At 74.3% G+C, this 15,645-nt stretch carries 14 protein-coding genes; 3 read left to right on the top strand and 11 right to left on the bottom strand.

The window, feature by feature from the left end; translation table 11 throughout:
- On the top strand, nt 1–763 hold a 763-nt coding region (locus tag AB0C69_RS21570; RefSeq protein ID WP_360356136.1), incomplete at its 5' end, for a SelB C-terminal domain-containing protein.
- Complete coding sequence (gene selD / locus AB0C69_RS21565) at nt 760–1,761, top strand: selenide, water dikinase SelD (RefSeq protein ID WP_360356133.1); 1,002 nt, start codon at nt 760–762, stop codon at nt 1,759–1,761. The genes AB0C69_RS21570 and selD, both read left to right, overlap by 4 nt.
- A gap of 180 nt (nt 1,762–1,941) precedes the next feature.
- On the opposite strand, the gene fdh is transcribed toward selD, so the two are convergent.
- The 4 genes from fdh to AB0C69_RS21545 all read right to left on the bottom strand — a co-directional run bounded on the left by fdh (nt 1,942) and on the right by AB0C69_RS21545 (nt 8,335).
- Entirely contained in the window at nt 1,942–5,193 is a 3,252-nt protein-coding gene (fdh, locus tag AB0C69_RS21560) for a formate dehydrogenase (RefSeq protein WP_360356130.1), read from the bottom strand.
- A 130-nt stretch (nt 5,194–5,323) separates the two neighbouring features.
- On the bottom strand, nt 5,324–6,061 hold the full coding sequence (locus AB0C69_RS21555; protein WP_360356127.1) for a hypothetical protein: 738 nt from the start codon (nt 6,059–6,061) through the stop codon (nt 5,324–5,326).
- Nucleotides 6,062–6,139: 78 nt separating this feature from the next.
- Nucleotides 6,140–7,546: a PP2C family protein-serine/threonine phosphatase gene (locus AB0C69_RS21550; RefSeq protein WP_360356124.1), complete on the bottom strand. Its 1,407-nt coding sequence runs from the start codon at nt 7,544–7,546 to the stop codon at nt 6,140–6,142.
- Between the two features lie 264 nt (nt 7,547–7,810).
- On the bottom strand, nt 7,811–8,335 hold the full coding sequence (locus tag AB0C69_RS21545) for a MarR family transcriptional regulator (protein WP_345175664.1): 525 nt from the start codon (nt 8,333–8,335) through the stop codon (nt 7,811–7,813).
- 405 nt (nt 8,336–8,740) lie between these two features.
- Between AB0C69_RS21545 and AB0C69_RS21540 the strand changes: the two genes are divergently transcribed.
- Nucleotides 8,741–9,178, top strand: a complete 438-nt coding sequence (locus AB0C69_RS21540; protein WP_360356120.1) for a hypothetical protein — start codon at nt 8,741–8,743, stop codon at nt 9,176–9,178.
- Here the strand turns inward: AB0C69_RS21540 and AB0C69_RS21535 are convergent.
- From AB0C69_RS21535 to AB0C69_RS21505, 7 genes are all read right to left on the bottom strand, one after another.
- Nucleotides 9,175–9,720: a TetR/AcrR family transcriptional regulator gene (locus AB0C69_RS21535; protein WP_360356117.1), complete on the bottom strand. Its 546-nt coding sequence runs from the start codon at nt 9,718–9,720 to the stop codon at nt 9,175–9,177. The genes AB0C69_RS21540 and AB0C69_RS21535 overlap by 4 nt on opposite strands.
- A 31-nt stretch (nt 9,721–9,751) precedes the next feature.
- Nucleotides 9,752–10,915: an acyl-CoA dehydrogenase family protein gene (locus tag AB0C69_RS21530; protein WP_360356114.1), complete on the bottom strand. Its 1,164-nt coding sequence runs from the start codon at nt 10,913–10,915 to the stop codon at nt 9,752–9,754.
- Between the two features lie 92 nt (nt 10,916–11,007).
- A complete protein-coding gene (locus AB0C69_RS21525) occupies nt 11,008–12,243 on the bottom strand; it encodes a cytochrome P450 (RefSeq protein ID WP_353835310.1) in 1,236 nt (411 codons plus the stop codon).
- A complete protein-coding gene (locus AB0C69_RS21520) occupies nt 12,240–12,887 on the bottom strand; it encodes an ATP/GTP-binding protein (RefSeq protein WP_345175653.1) in 648 nt (215 codons plus the stop codon). The genes AB0C69_RS21525 and AB0C69_RS21520 overlap by 4 nt, the downstream gene beginning before the upstream one ends.
- The gene (locus AB0C69_RS21515) at nt 12,868–13,230 is read right to left on the bottom strand and encodes a DUF742 domain-containing protein (RefSeq protein ID WP_345175651.1); all 363 of its coding nucleotides are present in this window, start codon (nt 13,228–13,230) and stop codon (nt 12,868–12,870) included. The genes AB0C69_RS21520 and AB0C69_RS21515 overlap by 20 nt, the downstream gene beginning before the upstream one ends.
- Nucleotides 13,227–13,631 (bottom strand): roadblock/LC7 domain-containing protein, encoded by a 405-nt coding sequence (locus AB0C69_RS21510; RefSeq protein ID WP_360356109.1) that lies wholly within the window; start codon nt 13,629–13,631, stop codon nt 13,227–13,229. The genes AB0C69_RS21515 and AB0C69_RS21510 overlap by 4 nt, the downstream gene beginning before the upstream one ends.
- A gap of 132 nt (nt 13,632–13,763) precedes the next feature.
- Nucleotides 13,764–15,431 carry an ATP-binding protein gene (locus AB0C69_RS21505; RefSeq protein ID WP_360356107.1) on the bottom strand — a complete coding sequence of 556 codons (1,668 nt, stop codon included), beginning with the start codon at nt 15,429–15,431 and terminating at the stop codon, nt 13,764–13,766.
- Between the last annotated feature and the right edge of the window lie 214 nt (nt 15,432–15,645).

Genomic DNA, 15,645 nt, shown 5'->3' with positions numbered 1-15,645 from the left:
CCCCGCCTCCAAGCAGCCGCTGTTCAAGCCCGGCGTGGCCACCCTCCGGCTGCTGACCCCCTGCACCGCTGCCGCCATGACCGGGCGCCCGGACGGCGCCGAGGAGGTCCGCCGCCGGGGCCTGATCAGGCGGCCGGACCTGGTCGCGATGGGAGTGCCCGTCCCCTTCGAGCCGGTGGCGGGGGAGTGGCTCGCCGACCCCGCGCTCTGGGCGGACCTGCGCGGGCGCCTCGCGTCGGCCGTCGAGGAGCACGCCGCGGCGAACCCCACCGACCCCGGCCTCCCGGCCGACGCCGCGCGCCGCGCCCTCGGCCTCCCCGACCGCGTCCTCGTCGACGCGCTCGCCGGGGGCCTCCTGCGGCGCGACGGCAGGATCTACGGCCGGACGACCGCGCCCGAGCTGCCGCCGCCCGTGCGCGAGGCCGTCGACGCCGTCCGCCGCGACCTGGCCGCGGCCCCGTTCCAGGCGCCGGACGCGAACCGGCTCGCCGAACTCGGTCTCACGCCGAAGCTGCTCGCCGTCGCCGCCGCGACCGGCGCGCTGCTCAAGGTGGCCGACGGTGTCGTCCTGCTGCCCGGCGACGACGCCCGCGCCGCCGGACTGCTCGCCGGGCTCGGCGGCCCGTTCACGCTGAGCGAGGCGCGCCGCGCGCTCGGCACCACCCGCCGCGTCGCCGTCCCGCTCCTGGAGTACCTGGACGACCGCGGCTACACGGTCCGGGTCGACGACCTCCGCCGCCGCTGCACCGGAAGGCCACCATGACCGACGCGACCCAGAAACGGCTCACGCAGTACGCGCACGGCGGCGGCTGCGCCTGCAAGATCCCGCCCGGCGAGCTCGAAGAGGTCGTCGCCGGCCTCGGCGCCGCGCCCGCCTCGCCCAACGCCGACCTGCTCGTCGGCCTGGACACCGGCGACGACGCGGCCGTGGTCCGGCTCCGCGACGGCCTCGCCGCCGTCGCCACCGCCGACTTCTTCACGCCCGTCGTCGACGACCCCTACGACTGGGGGCGCATCGCCGCCGCCAACGCCCTGTCCGACGTCTACGCGATCGGCGGCAGTCCCGTCGTGGCGGTGAACCTGCTCGCCTGGCCCCGCGACGTCCTGCCGTTCGACCTGGCGCGCGAGGTCCTGCGCGGCGGCCTCGACGTCGCCGCCGAGGCGGGCTGCCACGTCGGCGGCGGCCACAGCGTCGACGACCCCGAGCCCAAGTACGGCATGGCCGTCACCGGGGTCGCCGACCCCGCCCGCCTCCTGCGCAACGACACCGGCAAGCCGGGCACGCCGCTCAGCCTCACCAAGCCCCTCGGCCTCGGCGTCCTGAACAACCGGCACAAGGCGACGGGCGAGGTCTTCCCGCACGCCGTCGCGACCATGGCCGCGCTGAACCGCGACGCGTCCGCCGCCGCGCTGGACGCCGGGATCGCCTGCGCCACCGACGTGACCGGCTTCGGGCTGCTCGGCCATCTCTACAAGATGGCCCGCGCGTCCGGCGTGACCGCCCTGGTCGACGCCGCCGCCGTCCCCTACCTCGACGGCGCCCGCGCGTCCCTGCGCGACGGGTACGTCAGCGGCGGCACCCGCCGCAACCTCGACTGGGTGGCCCCGCACACCGACTTCGGCGCCGTTGGCGAGGACGACCGCCTGCTGCTCGCCGACGCCCAGACCTCCGGCGGCCTCCTGCTCGCAGGCGAGATCCCCGGCGCCCCTGTCATAGGCGAACTCATCCCCGCAGCCGACCACCCCCTGATCGTCCGCTGAAGCCCGGGTTCCGAGACCCCGCGACGACCGGGGATGGTCGCGATCGCGTCCGAAGGCAGGTTCGAGCTCGCGAGAACCTGATCGCGCAGCGAGCCTCTGGGCGAGTCGGAGCGATGCCAGCGATCGCCCGCGTTTCTCGACGATGGAGGGCCGCCAGGCCCGAAGGAGGAGAGAAAGGCCCTACAACTCGGTTCCGGTTTGGTCGGTGATGCCGGCTCGTCGCTGGTACTCGCGGACGAGGGCGGGGGCGGCGGGGCCGCGCGGGCGGCGGCCCGGGCGGATGTCGACCGACAGCGCCTTCGCCTCCTGGATGTGGGTGTTCGGGTCCAGGGACAGGTGCAGCAGCTCGTTGGCCGCGTCGCCGCGGCTGTAGCCGTTCGGGCCCCAGTGGTAGGGCAGTCCGACCTGGTGGAGCTTGCGGCCGTCCACGGTCAGCGGCGACATGCGCTCGGTCACCAGGACCCGCGCCTCCACGACGGCGCGCGGGCTGACGATCGTCGCCCACCCGCCGTGCTCCAGGCGCCGCTCGGCCGCCAGTTCCGGCGAGACCTCGCAGAAGAACTCCGGTTGCAGCTCCGCCAGGTACGGCTGCCAGCGCGACATGCCGCCCGCCGTGTGGTGCTCGGTGAGCCGGTACGTCGTCGCCACGTACGGATAGATCTCGGCCCCGGGCTCCGTGCCGCTCGGCGCGTACCGGTTGTCGGGATGCGGCGGCGCCAGGTGTCGGACGGGGTTGCGCTGCTGCTTGTACAGCGCGTTCCGGAACGGCGAGTCCTGCGGCTCGTAGTGCGTCGGAAGCGGGCCGTCGGTCAGGCCGGCGGGCACGTACAGCCACGCCTTGCCGTCGGCCTGCATGATGAACGGGTCGTTGCCGGCGAGCGCGTCCGGACCCGTCGCGTCGCGCGGGGGCTTGTAGTCGGGCGGGCGGTCGGCGATGAAGTCGGGCACGTCGTGGCCCGTCCACTTGCCCTCCTCGGCGTCCCACCAGATGAGCGCCTTGCGGTCGCTCCACGGCTTGCCGTCCGGGTCGGCGGACGCCCGGTTGTAGAGGATGCGGCGGTTCATCGGCCACGCCCAGCCCCACTCGGGCGCCACCCAGCTCTGGTCCTTGCCGGGCTTGCGGCGCGCGGTCTGGTTGACGCCGTCGGCGAAGCAGCCGCAGTAGATCCAGCAGCCGCACGAGGTGGAACCGTCGTCCTTCAGCTGCGTGTAGGACGACAGCGGGTTCCCGTCCGCGTCCCGGCCGTTGATCTCGGCGAGCACGGCCTCGGCGTCCGGCTCCGCGAGATCGCCCCTGGTCGGGTAGTCCCACGTGAGGTCGAGGACCGGCCGGTCCATGTCGTCGGCGGACCCGGCGAGCTTCTCCCGGATGATGCGGCCGAGGTGGTAGGTGAACCACAGGTCGCTGCGCGTGTCCCCGGCGGGCTCCACGGCCTTGTGGTGCCACTGGAGCATCCGCTGCGTGTTGGTGAAGCTGCCGTCCTTCTCGGTGTGCGCGGCGGCGGGCAGGAAGAACACCTCGGTGCCGATGTCCTCGGTGCGCATCTCGCCCGACTCGATCTCCGGGCCGTCCTTCCACCACGTCGCCGACTCGATCAGCGAGAAGTCGCGGACGACGAGCCAGTCGAGGTTGGCCATCCCGAGCCGCTGGATCTTGGCGTTGGCCGACCCGACGGCCGGGTTCTCGCCCATCAGGAAGTAGCCCTTGCACACCCCGTCGATCTGCGCCATGGAGGTCTCGTAGGTGCTGTGGGAGCCGGTCAGCCGCGGCAGGTAGTCGAAGCGGTAGTCGTTGTCGGCCGTCGCCGCGTCGCCCCAGTACGCCTTCAGCAGGCTGACCATGTAGGAGCGCATGTCGCCCCAGAAGCCCTTGCGCGCCGCCTCCGCTTCGATGAAGGTGTCCAGGTCCTCGTTGCCGTGGGCGTGCGGCATCGGGATGTAGCCGGGCAGCAGGTTGAACAGCGTCGGGATGTCCGTCGAACCCTGGATGGACGCGTGGCCGCGCAGCGCCAGGATGCCGCCGCCGGGGCGGCCGATGTTGCCGAGCAGCCCCTGTAGCACCGACGCCGCGCGGATGTACTGGACCCCGACCGTGTGCTGCGTCCAGCCCACCGCGTACGCGAACGCGGTCGTCCGGTCGCGGCCGGAGTTCTCGGTGACCATCTCGCAGACCTTGAGGAACTGGTCGCGGGGGACGCCGCAGATCCGCTCGACCATCTCCGGCGTGTACCGCGCGTAGTGCCGCTTCAGCACCTGGAACACGCACCGCGGATGCTCCAGCGTCGGGTCCCGCTCCGGGTCGCCCACGCCGATCGCCGCGCCGCCCGAACCGTGCGCCTCGCCGCGCGCCGCCTCCTCGACCGGCCCGACGCGGTCCTCGTACTCCATGTCGCGCTCGCCGGAGGCGGCCTGGACCTCCATGCCCTCGTACTGCCACGTCCGGTGGTCGTAGCCGCGCTTCTCCGGGTCCAGGCCGGAGAACACGCCGTCCAGGTCCTCGGTGTCGCGGAACTCCTCGGTGAGGATCACCGACGCGTTGGTGTAGGGGACGACGTAGTCGCGGAAGTACTTCTCGTTCCGCAGGACGTAGTTGATGATCCCGCCGAGGAACGCGATGTCACTTCCCGCGCGCAGCGGGACGTGCGCGTCGGCGAGCGCGCTCGTCCGCGTGAACCGCGGGTCCACGTGGATCAGCTTCGCCCCGCGCGCCTTCGCCTCCATCACCCACTGGAACCCGACCGGATGGCACTCGGCCATGTTCGAGCCCTGGATGACGATGCAGTCCGCGTGCTGCAGATCCTGCTGGAAGGTGGTCGCGCCGCCGCGTCCGAACGAGGTCCCCAGACCGGGGACGGTGGAGGAGTGTCAAATGCGGGCCTGATTCTCGATCTGCACCGCGCCGAGCGCGGTGAACAGCTTCTTGATCAGGTAGTTCTCCTCGTTGTCGAGCGTGGCGCCGCCGAGGCTCGCGAAGCCCAGCGTCCGCCGCACCCGCACGTCGTCCTGCTCCCACTGCCAGCCGTGCCGGCGGGCCTCGATCACCCGGTCGGCGATCATGTCCATGGCCGTGTCGAGGTCGAGCGGCTCCCACCCGGTGCCGTGCGGGCGCCGGTACAGCACCCGGTGCTCGCGGGCCGGCCCGGTCGTCAGCTGGAGGCTCGCCGATCCCTTCGGGCACAGCCGCCCGCGGCTGACCGGCGAGTCGGGGTCGCCCTCGATCTGGGTGACCTTGCCGTCCTTGACGTACACGTCCTGCCCGCAGCCGACCGCGCAGTACGGGCAGACGGACTTCACGACCTCGTCGGCGGTGCTCACCCGCGGCCTGATCCGTTCGGTGCGGGCGCTCTTGGACGCCGCTCCCCGCCCGAGGGGGTCGTCGCCGGTGAACTGGCGGTAGACGGGCCACGACTCGATCCATGTGCGAACGCCCACGTCCCACCGCCCTTCTCGGCTCGGCCCGCCGCCGACCTACCCGCCGCCCGTCCCGCGAAACACGGGGGTGCGCGGAGCGTGAACGGGGCGCCGTCCTTCGACCGGTGCACCGGGTGCTCCGCGGAACCGCTCAGCGCAGGACGGCCGCGCCGACCGCGCCCATCCGCTCCGCGAACTCGGCGCGCTCGGACGGGGACAGCGCCCGCTCGTAGACGGCGGCGGACAGCCGGTCGGTGATCTCCTCGGCCTCCGCCCGGCGCGGTCTGAGCGCCGCGCAGTCGGGGAGGTCGCCCTGCCAGCCGAAGAAGCGCGCGGTGTCGGGCCCGTCCTGGGTCAGGATCGCCTCCAGCGGGGAGAGCCCGACGGAGGTCGTCGCGACGAGATGCAGCCCGCCGCGCAGCTCCCGCAGCACCTGCACCAGCTGCATGAGCCGGGCCCGGGAGCCGTCCGGCAGCGGTTCGGCGCGCCAGCCGCAGAACAGCGGCAGCCCCGACCCCTCGGCGGCGCGCGCCACCCGCTCGGCCAGCTCGCACAGGCGCGGGTCGTCCGGCAGGTGCGACTCGCCCCAGGCCGCGCATCCGAGGGCGTACCGCCGCGTCGCCTCGCGCGCCCCGGCGACCGCGACGCCCTCCTCCCACTGGGGGCGGACGAACCCCGGCTCGAACCAGCCGAGCGCCGCCGCGACGACGTCGGCGTCGACGTCGCCGAGCACCCCGCCGCGCCCGGCGAAGTAGTACGCGAACGGATTGTCGTACCCCTGCTCCTTGCCGTGCTCCGCCGTCCTGCGCGACAGCATCCACCGCGACCCGACACCGTGAATGATCCTGTCGGCGGCGCGGACGGTCTCCGCGGCGGTCAGTTCGCCCATCGGCGCTCTCCCGGTTCCTCGCTGTCAAGTAACCGGAAGGTTACTGCCCCCGGGCCGCCGCTCCGCGGGCGGTCCCGGTCAGATCGCGGACCCGCCGCGCACGGCCTCGCCGCGCGGGTCCGGCGAGGAGCCGCCGGACGGCCGGTGCCAGTCGAAGCACACCACGACGGCGTCGTCGGCCAGGTCGGCGCCCTCGTGGAACTCGATGAGCTCGTCGATCACGGTCAGCGGGACCTCCGCCGCGGGCTGCAGCCGGCTCCGCCGGGTGGCCTGCTCCAGCGCGTGCGTTCCGTACTCGCCGGACGGGGCCCGCGCCGCGAAGACGCCGTCGCTGACGATGACCAGCCGGTCGCCGGGTTCGAGGGGGAAGCGCTGGGGCCGGTACTCGGTGTCGGGGAACATGCCGAGCGGCATCTGCTGCTCCAGCGGCACCGCCGTCACCTCGGTGCCGCGCAGCAGCAGGATCCTCGGGGACCCCGCGTCGATGACGTGCACGGTCCCGTCGGCGAGGTCGATCCGCATGACGAGGGTCTCGGTGAACTCCCGGCCGCCGTGCCGCACGTGCACCATGTCGTTGGCCAGGCTCGCCTGCTCGCCGAGGTCGGCACCGGACCGGCGGGCGTTGCGCAGCGCGCCGACGGTCAGGGACGTCAGCAGGGCCGCGTTGATGCCCGTGCCCGAGCCGTTGGTCACGGTCAGCGCCAGATGGTCGTGCTCGACGGACCAGTCGAAGTTGTCGCCGCCGATCGAGTAGGCCGGCTCCAGATGTCCCGCCAGGCTGAACGAGTCGTCCGCGTGGGCGTGGCCGGGCAGGAGCTGCCACTGCAGTTCCGCGGCGAGGGTGAGGCGGTGCCGCCGCCTGGCCCGCTCGTACCGGTCGGTCCGGTTCCACGCGACCTTCAGCGCGCTGCCGACCAGCTCGCCGATCTCGGCCAGCTCGCCGACCTCGTCCGCGCTCCAGGGGCCGGACGAAGTGAGCTCCAGGACGCCGATCCGCTCGCCGCGCGCGCGGACCGGTATATAGGTCACGGTCTCGGCGGCCTCGTCACCGTCCCCCTCGGGGGACGCGAGGACGCGGCCGGTGATGAACGACCGCCCGGCCGGGCTCTGCCGGATCCCGATCGCCTCGACGCCCTCCTCGGCCGCCTCCTCGGCGGCCGCCACCTCGGCGTCCGGAACGGTCAGGGCCAAGCTGTCCGGGTGGGGCGTGGCCAGAAGCGGCGCGACCGGCATGAGGGCGCGCGAGTGGTAGTCGCAGACCAGGAGCCGGGCGGCGGAGACGGCGGGGTACTCCCGCGAGAGCGTCGCGGCCAGCACCTCGGGCAGTGCGTACGCCGGGGCGGCGCGCAGCGCCCGCTCGACCCTGGCCGTGCGCCTGCCCCCGCCTCCGCCGGGGCGTCCCTGCCCGACCCCGGCCTGGCGGCCGTGCTCATCCCTGGCCGGGCGGCCGTGCTCATCCCTGGCCGGGCGGCCGTGCGTACTCATTGCGACCCCATCTCATCACTGCCTGCCGACGCGCCGGACGCGGCCGCGTCCCCCGCGCGGTCCGGTTCTGGGACGCCGGACCGCGGGAACGGCCGTGCCCCCCTCGACCGGCCGTCCAACCGCGGGAATGCGGCTCTGCCATCGGGTCCGCCGCGTCTCGGACGCAGGACCGCAGGGGAAGACTGCCAAAGAGTTTGCCGTATGGCAAATACTTGATATCGAGCCGCGGGAGAAGGGGTTCGCGCCGGGTCGGGCGGAGGGCGGTCAAGCCGTCCGGGACCCGGGCATCCCCCTCCCGCCGCGCTCGCCCCGCTCGCTCGCCTGGCCGAACTCGGTGAGCGCGTCGAGCAGCCGCCCGCGGGAGGCCGGCGACATCTGCGCCAGGACGTCGCGCACGGCCGCGCGGCGCCGCCGGACCAGCTCGGCGTGCAGGCGTTCGCCCTGGTCGGTCAGCCGCAGCACGATCTCGCGGCGGTCGACGCGGGCGGTCTCCCGCGCGATCAGCCCGGCCGCCTCCAGCCGGTCGCAGAGCCGGCTCGTGGACGAGGGGATCGCGCCGAGCTCCTCGGCGAGCCCGCCGAGGTTCGGCCGGCCGAACCGCGCGATCACCTCGACGGCGCGCAGCTGGATCGGCGAGATGGCGGGTTCGAGGCCCTGGTCGGCGCGGTTCCAGAGCAGCGCCGTCGAGCTCAGCACGCGTTCCACGGCGACGGCGACGTCGTCCGGGACGGCGCCGTGTCCTGCTCCCGCCTGCTCTTCGCCTGACGGCCGCGGTCGTCGCTGACTCACACCCCAGCCTTTCGCACGGAGTCCCCGCCGGCGGCATCTCACTCGCCCCCGGTGGCCCCGCCGCGCCGCCCCCGGTCTGGGCCGGGCGGTACGGTCGCGGGCGGTACCACGATAGAGGCTCGGACCGGCGCGATGCACGGCCGCGTCCGGTGCGGCCTGCGGCGGCGGGCGGAAACGCCCGGCGGCGCGAGGGTGCCGGCCGATGGCGGCGGGGCGGTCCGCGACGGGCTCGACGGCCGCGCGACCCGCCCCGGCGAACCGGTGGACGGTGTCCGGTTCCGGACATCGAGGCGCCCGGTGCGCCGCGACGACCGGCGCGGATCCGAACCCCGCGGCGCCGGGGCGCGTACGAGAGGGTGGGCCCGGCGGGGCCCGGCCGACGCGATCGTGAACGGACAGGGATTCGTGAAGCCAGCGCGGGGTGACCGGACGGGTGACCGGGCGGCGAGCGCCGGGCTCCTGTCGCGGCTGCTGGAGGCGCTGGAGGACGACTGCGCGGTGTGCGGAGGGACGGGCAGCACCCCGAACGAGCAGTGGCTCGCCTGGCACCGCCGGGCCGGCGAGCTGATCGCGGTCGCCCAGGCCGCCCGCCGCGCCCACGAGTGGCGTCCCGTCCCGGGCGTCCCGCCCGCCGCCGCGCCCGAGCGCGTCGCGGCCGCCGAGCCCGCCATCGTGACCGCCGTGGAACGCGCCATCGACGATCACATGAGGGCCCGCCCGGACGAGCCGGAAGAGGAGCGCTGCACCGCGTGCCGGGGCCTCGGCAAGGAGCTCACCCCGGCCGGGCGGGAGTTCGCCGAGGTGCTGGCGCGGCACGGCTTCGTCCGCCGGGAGCGGGACTAGGGGGCGAGGAGGATCTCCAGCATGCGTTCCCGGGGGTCGGGGCCGGTCCCCGGCACGAGGTAGCCGCCGGCCCAGACCCGCAGCATCAGCTGCGCCCGCAGGAACGCCTCCTCCTCGTCGAACCCCAGGCCCTCCAGGCACGCGGCGATGTGCCCGAGCAGCGCCCGGTCGGCGTGCCGCACCGCCTCCTCCGCCGCGGGCTCGTCCTGGGCCCACAGCCGCATCGCCCGGTCGACCGGGGCGACCTCGCGGCCGAGCGCCTGGATGCGGCGCAGCCGCTCCCGCGGATCGGCGGTGCTGCCGAGCGCCAGCCCCAGGACCTCGTCGGTCCGCTCGTGCGCCCACCGGTCCAGCAGCGCCCGCATCAGCTCCGGGCGGTCGCGGAAGTGCCAGTAGAAGCTGCCCTTGGTGACGCCGAGCCGGGCCGCCAGCGTGGTGATCGCCACGCCGCGCTCGCCGGCGCGGGCCAGCTCCCCGTAGGCGGCCTCGATCCAGTCGCGCCGCGCCACCCTGGGCCGCGCCGCCCTCGTGCGGGCCGTCATCACACCTCCCGTCTCCGCCGCGCGGACGCCGTCACACCAGGGTCACCGGGCCGGGGTCCAGGCCCAGCTCGATCCTGCCGTAGAGGGCGTACGCCGCGTCCGGTTCGAACACCACGTGCCCGGAGATCGTATTCACGTCCCGCTGCGCCCGCTGGAAGGGCGAGCCGGTGAACTGCGCGCTCGCCCCGGCCGCCGAGCACAGGTCGTTGACGACCCGCCGCGCGGTCCCGGCGACGTGCGCCGCCGCCAGCCGGGCCCCGGCGCGCCGCCGCAGGTCGCAGTTCCCCTCCGCCACGGCGCGGACGACGCCGCGCAGCGCGTCCTCCAGCAGCAGCCGGGCGGCGGCCAGGTCCGCGGTCGCCGACGCGAGCCGGATCTGCGCGCCGGTGGTCTCGCGCTGCCGCTCGCCGGAGTAGGCCGTCACCCGGCTCCGGGTCCGCTCGGCGAACCGGGCCAGCACGCCCTCGGCCACGCCGAGCACGGGCGCGGCGCAGGTCAGCGCGAACACGGGGACGAGCGGCGTCCGGTAGAGCGCCCCGGAGTGGACGAGGGATCCGGGCGAGCGCCCCTCCGCCAGGTCGGCGAGCGGCGCCGACCGGTGCTCCGGGACGAACACGTCCGCCACCTCGATGTCGTTGCTGCCGGTGCCCCGCATCCCGCTGGTGTGCCAGACGTCGTGGACGGCCACCTCCTCGCGCGGCAGCAGGAACAGCCGCGGCTCGATCGCGTCGCCCGCGGTGACCAGCGCCATGACCATGACGTGCCCGGCGTGCATCACCCCGCTGCCCCACGACCAGCGCCCGGTGACCCGGTGCCCGCCGTCCGCGGGGGCCGCCGTCCCGGTCGGCGCGAGGACGCAGGGGATCAGCGCGTACGGCCGGTCCGCCCAGACCTCGGCCTGCGCCCGCTCCGGGAAGAGCCCGACCATCCAGTTGTGCAGCGTGTAGATGACCGACAGCCACCCGGTCGAGGCGCATCCGGCGCCCGCCTCCCGGCACGCCGCCGCCATCTCCTCGAACCCGCGCTCGGCCCCGCCGAACCGCTTCGGCACCAGCATCTCGAAGAGCCCGGTCGCGGCCAGGTCGGCGATGGTCTCGTCGGGCAGCCGCCGTGCCCGCTCGGCGGCCGGCGCGCGTTCGGCGAGCGTCGGCGCGAGGTCCCTCACGCGGCGCACGATCCCGTCTCCATACTCCATGGTACGGAACCATACCCATAGGTATGTTCCCGGGCGAGGCCCCTCCTGTGTTCAGGCCGGGACGCTCACCCCGGCGGACGGCGGCCGTGGGGTCAGTGGGGGGACAGGGTGGGGGTGAACTTGACGGGGAGGGCGGCGAGGCGGCGGACCCAGAAGGACGGGAGCCACAGGAGTTCGTCCGGTTTGACGGCGAGTTCGATGTCGGGCAGGCGGTCGAGCAGGACTTCGACCGCGGTCCTGGCGACGACCTCGGCCAGTTCAGGAGCGGGGTAGGGGCATCCGTGGTCGCCGTGGCCGAACGACAGGTGGGCGCGGTTGCCCGCGCCGGCGCCCTGCGCGGGCGGCTGGACCTGGGGGTCGGCGTTCGCCGCGGCCCAGCCGAGGATCAGCATGTCGCCCGGACGGATCTTGCGGCCGGCCAGCTCGCAGGAGCGCACGGCGAAGCGGCCGATGTTGTTCTGGGACGGCGTGTCCTCCCACAGCACCTGGTTGAGGGCCTGCGTGACGCTGCCGCGGCCGCCCTGGAGGGTCACGGCGAACTGGTCGTCCACCAGCATCAGCCGCAGGGTGTTGCCGATCCAGTGGCCGGTGGGCAGCGTCCCGGCGCTGAGCATGGGGATCAGGTCGCTGATCAGCTCGTCGACGGTGTAGCCGGCGGGGTGCTGGAGGAGGCGGGAGGTGACGTCCGGGCCGGGGTGCGCCCTGCGGGTCTCGGCCAGCCGGCGCATGGTCTCCTGGAGCCGCTGGTAGGCCGCGACGGCGGTCTCGTCGGAGCCCGCCACGGCCTGGATGTCGCGGATCATGTCCGGCACCTCGGCGTCGGGGACGCCGAAGATCCCGACCATCACCATCGGGGGGAGCCGGTCGGCGAACTGGGTGCCGAGGTCGGCCTCGCCGTCCCCGGCGAACTCGTCGATCAGGTGGTCGGCGACGCGCTCGCTGATGCCCGCCAGCTCGGTGCGGTCGACGGCGTCCAGCGCGTCGCTGATCGCCGCGCTGCGCCGGTGGTGCTCCTCGCCCTCGGCGAGCATCACCGAGGGGTTCCAGCCGACGAACGGCAGCAGCGACCAGTTCTCGGGGACCATGTCCCAGGCGTTCCACCGGCGGGTGTCGCGGGCGAACAGCCCGGGGTTGCCGGTGACGTGGTTGACCTCCCGGTACCCGATCACGTACCAGGCGGGGACGTCGCCTTCGAGCAGGACGGGCACCACGGGGCCGTGCTCGCGCCGCATCCGCTCGAAGAAGTCCTTCGGCCGCTGGTCGAACTCCTCCCCGTACAGGCGGACGGCGTTCTCGTCGGCGGGCGGCCGGACGGTCTCGTCGGTCACTGCGCGGCCTCCTGGAGCGTGGCGGGATCGTGGAGGGTGGTGAGGTGCCGGACGAGTGTGATCAGCACGCTCTTGGAGGATTCGCGCTGCCGGGCGTCGCAGTCGACCAGGGGGACGTCCGCGGGGAGCGACAGCGCGTCGCGGACCAGGTCCAGCGAGGGCCGCGGCTCGGGGCCCTCGAACCGGTTGACCGCCACCACGAACGGCATCTTGTGGTGCTCCAGCCGGTCGAGCGGGTAGAAGGACTCCTCCAGGCGGCGCGTGTCCACCAGCACCACCGCGCCCAGGCTGCCCGAGAACAGCTGGTCCCAGATGAACCAGAACCGCTGCTGGCCGGGGGCGCCGAACAGGTAGAGCACGCGGTGGGCGTCCAGGGAGATCCGGCCGAAGTCGAAGGCGACCGTGGTGGTCCGTTTGTCGGCGACGGCGCTCGGGTCGTCGATGCCGACGCCGGCCTTCGTCATGACCTCCTCGGTGCTCAGCGGGCGGATCTCGGAGATCGAGCCGACCATGGTGGTCTTCCCTACGCCGAACCCGCCCACGATCACGATCTTCAGCGCGTCCCGGACGCTGCTGCGCAGCGGGACGCCGCCCGCGGGCGCGGTCGCGGGCTCCGGTGCGCGGTCAGAGGGCTTTGAGTCCATCGAGCACCTCCTTCAGGGTGTCCAGGTCGGCCAGGTGGGTGGTCGCGGTGGCCGAGGTCGGATGGCGGACGGTGATGTGGCCGGTGTCGCGCAGGTCGAGAAGAAGGATCTTCACGACGCTCACCGGCAGCCGCAGATGGGAGGACAGCTCGACCACGGCCACCGGCTCGTTCCGGCACAGCCGCAGGATCGCGACGTGCTCGGACTGCATGCCCGGTGCCGGGTCGTTCTCCGCGACGACCAGCGTGACGAGATCGAGGTCCGCGTCCCCGGCCCGGCTGCGGCCACCGGTCACGGTGTAGAGCCGGTCCGGATCGTCGAGGTCCAGGGGGCGCGGTTTCATCTCGAAACGGAGGTGCGCGGAGCCGCGGTCAGGTAGCCGCCGATCTGCTCCACCAGTTCGTTCATGCTGTGCCCGACCAGGCCGACGTCGGCGTCGTCGCGGGCCACGACGGCCAGGTGCGCCCCCTCGCCCGCCGGGATGATCAGCAGCAGCCCGCCCGCGAACTCCACCATCGACTGGCCGGCGCCGACGCCCCGGCCGAACTCGTGGGAGGCGGTCATGGACAGGCTCTGGATGCCCGAGGCGATGGCCGCGAGCTGGTCGGCCCGGTCGTCGTCGAGGCCGGGCGTGTGGCAGATCTTCAGACCGTCCCTGGACAGCACCAGGACGTGCTGGACGCCGGGCGTCCGTTCCGCGAGGGACGTCAGAAGCCAGTCGAGTCGGCGCTCATCGGTGCTCATCGAGATCACGGGGCTGCGTCCGCCGCAGACGCGGGCCCCTGCCTCCTATCTGTCGATCCTGCGGTCCGGACGAGGCCGCCGGGACCGGTCGGCCGGCGCGCCGTCCACGGGACGGCGCGCCGGGCCATGCGCCTACTGATCGGGGACTCCGGTGGACGGGTCCTCCTGGTCGGCGCCGGTCTCGGCGCCGCCGGTCGTTCGGTGGCTCCCCGAGGTGGACGCGCGGAACGCGGCGAACCGCGCCCCGGGGTCGCGGGGGAGGGGAGGCGGGGCCGCCTGCGGCTCCACCATGTCGGTGAGGGTGGCGCCGCGGCGGCGCTTGGGCAGGTACGCCGCCGGGTCCGAGCCGTCCGCCGCGGGCGCCGCGGGCGCCGCTGCGGCGGCCAGGGCCGGGGCGGGTTCACGGGCGGGCCGGGTGGCGCGCGCGCCGGTGCTCCTGGGCGCGCTGCGGATGGACTCCGCCAGGGTTCCCGCGCCGGCGGCGCCGACGGAGTGGGTGACGAGCTGGCGCGGGATCAGCACGACGACGCCGACGCCGCCGCGCGAGGACGGCCGGAAGTTGACGCGCAGGCCGTGCTTGCCCGCCAGCCGCCCGACCACCGCGAGGCCCAGCCGGGTGCCGGGCAGCGACGTCAGGTCGGCGGCGTCGGAGACCAGCCGCTCGGCGCGCTCCCGCTCGCGCTGGCGCATCCCGAGCCCGCTGTCCTCGATCGTGATGACGATCCCGGCGTCCTCCTCCTCCGCGTAGACGTGCACGGCCGAGCCGTGCGGGGAGAAGTTGGCCGCGTTGTCCATCAGCTCGGCCAGCGCGTGCATGACGCCCTCGGCGGCGAAGCCGGCGATGGCGGCGGTGCTGGTCGAGTGGTACTGGACGCGCTGGTAGGAGGCGATCCGCCCCATGGCGCCGCGGATGACGCTCTCCAGCACGATGGGCTTGGTCCAGCGACGCCCCGAGCGCCCGCCGCTGAGCAGCGCGATGCTGTCGGCGAGGCGCCCCATCTGGGAGACGTGGTGGTCGAGGTCGAGCAGGTCGCCGAAGACGTCGTCCTCGCTGTAGCGGTCCTCCAGCTCCCGGAGCTGGGCGAGCATGCGGGTCGTCTGCGCCTGGATCCGCGCCGCCGCGGCGGCGGAGGCCGCCATGGCCGCCGCCCGGGTGCGCTCCCCGGCGGCCACGTCGTCGGCGAGCGCGCGAAGGAGCCGGTCGAGCGCGGCGTGCGCGGGCGCCGGGAACTCGGCCAGCACGGACGCGGCCGAGGCGCGGTCGCCGCGGATCCGCTCGATGAGGACGGGCAGCGTCGAGTCGGCGAGCCGGTCGACCTCCTCCTCCAGGGCGGCCAGCTCGGCCTCGGCCCGGGACGCGTGCCGCTCGCTCGCGGCGACGCCCTCCGCGACCAGGCGCACCAGGCGGCCCAGCAGGTGGTTCGGGACGGCCTGCAGTTCGGTCAGGGTCTCGTCCGGCGAGGCTCCGGCGTGGAGCCGCTCGATCAGCGCCGGGAGGGGACCGTCGACCAGCTCGTGGAGCCGGCGCTCCAGGAGGTCGCTCTCGCCCTCGACCCGGGCCAGCCGGGCGCGGGCGGCTCGCGCGCACTGGGCGTAGTAGGCCGCGGTCCCGGCGAGGAGGCTCACCAGGAGCGTCCCCGCGCCGCCGCCCGCGGCGACGACGGTCCGCGAGCCCTGGTCCACGGCCAGAAGTGCTCCGAGCCAGGCGCCGCCGCCGACGATCGCCACGATCAGCCAGACCCAGAAGGCGCGTTCCAGCGCGGCGCGCTCGGTGGGTGCTCGATCCGCTCCCGTTGCCATCCCTCTCGTCCCTGTGAGCGTCGGTGACTGGTGTGCAGGACTCCTCGACCCACTGCACGGTGGTCATATCGGTATAAGGCGTGACAAGGATGCACCAAAATGCCGGGGGCACACAGGTGATCACAGAAAATGGTCGTTCCGTCCCGGTCCGGCGACCTCGGCCGCCGGGCCGGGGCGGGGCGGCAGCCCCCGTGATAGGGGAGCTCGGGAGAGC

It is taken from the genome of Actinomadura sp. NPDC048032 (genome assembly GCF_040653175.1).
Classification (GTDB): Bacteria; Actinomycetota; Actinomycetes; order Streptosporangiales; family Streptosporangiaceae; genus Spirillospora; species Spirillospora verrucosospora.
The sequence above is the reverse complement of the archived record's forward strand: the minus strand, read 5'-3'. Positions and strand labels throughout refer to the sequence as shown.

Coding starts and splice junctions, on each gene's coding strand:
- selD (WP_360356133.1), top strand. CDS start 760: ATGACCGACGCGACCCAGAAACGGCTCACGCAGTACGCGCACGGCGGC.
- AB0C69_RS21555 (WP_360356127.1), bottom strand. CDS start 6,061: ATGGGCGAACTGACCGCCGCGGAGACCGTCCGCGCCGCCGACAGGATC.
- AB0C69_RS21550 (WP_360356124.1), bottom strand. CDS start 7,546: ATGAGTACGCACGGCCGCCCGGCCAGGGATGAGCACGGCCGCCCGGCC.
- AB0C69_RS21535 (WP_360356117.1), bottom strand. CDS start 9,720: ATGACGGCCCGCACGAGGGCGGCGCGGCCCAGGGTGGCGCGGCGCGAC.
- AB0C69_RS21530 (WP_360356114.1), bottom strand. CDS start 10,915: ATGGAGTATGGAGACGGGATCGTGCGCCGCGTGAGGGACCTCGCGCCG.
- AB0C69_RS21520 (WP_345175653.1), bottom strand. CDS start 12,887: ATGGACTCAAAGCCCTCTGACCGCGCACCGGAGCCCGCGACCGCGCCC.
- AB0C69_RS21515 (WP_345175651.1), bottom strand. CDS start 13,230: ATGAAACCGCGCCCCCTGGACCTCGACGATCCGGACCGGCTCTACACC.
- AB0C69_RS21510 (WP_360356109.1), bottom strand. CDS start 13,631: ATGAGCACCGATGAGCGCCGACTCGACTGGCTTCTGACGTCCCTCGCG.
- AB0C69_RS21505 (WP_360356107.1), bottom strand. CDS start 15,431: ATGGCAACGGGAGCGGATCGAGCACCCACCGAGCGCGCCGCGCTGGAA.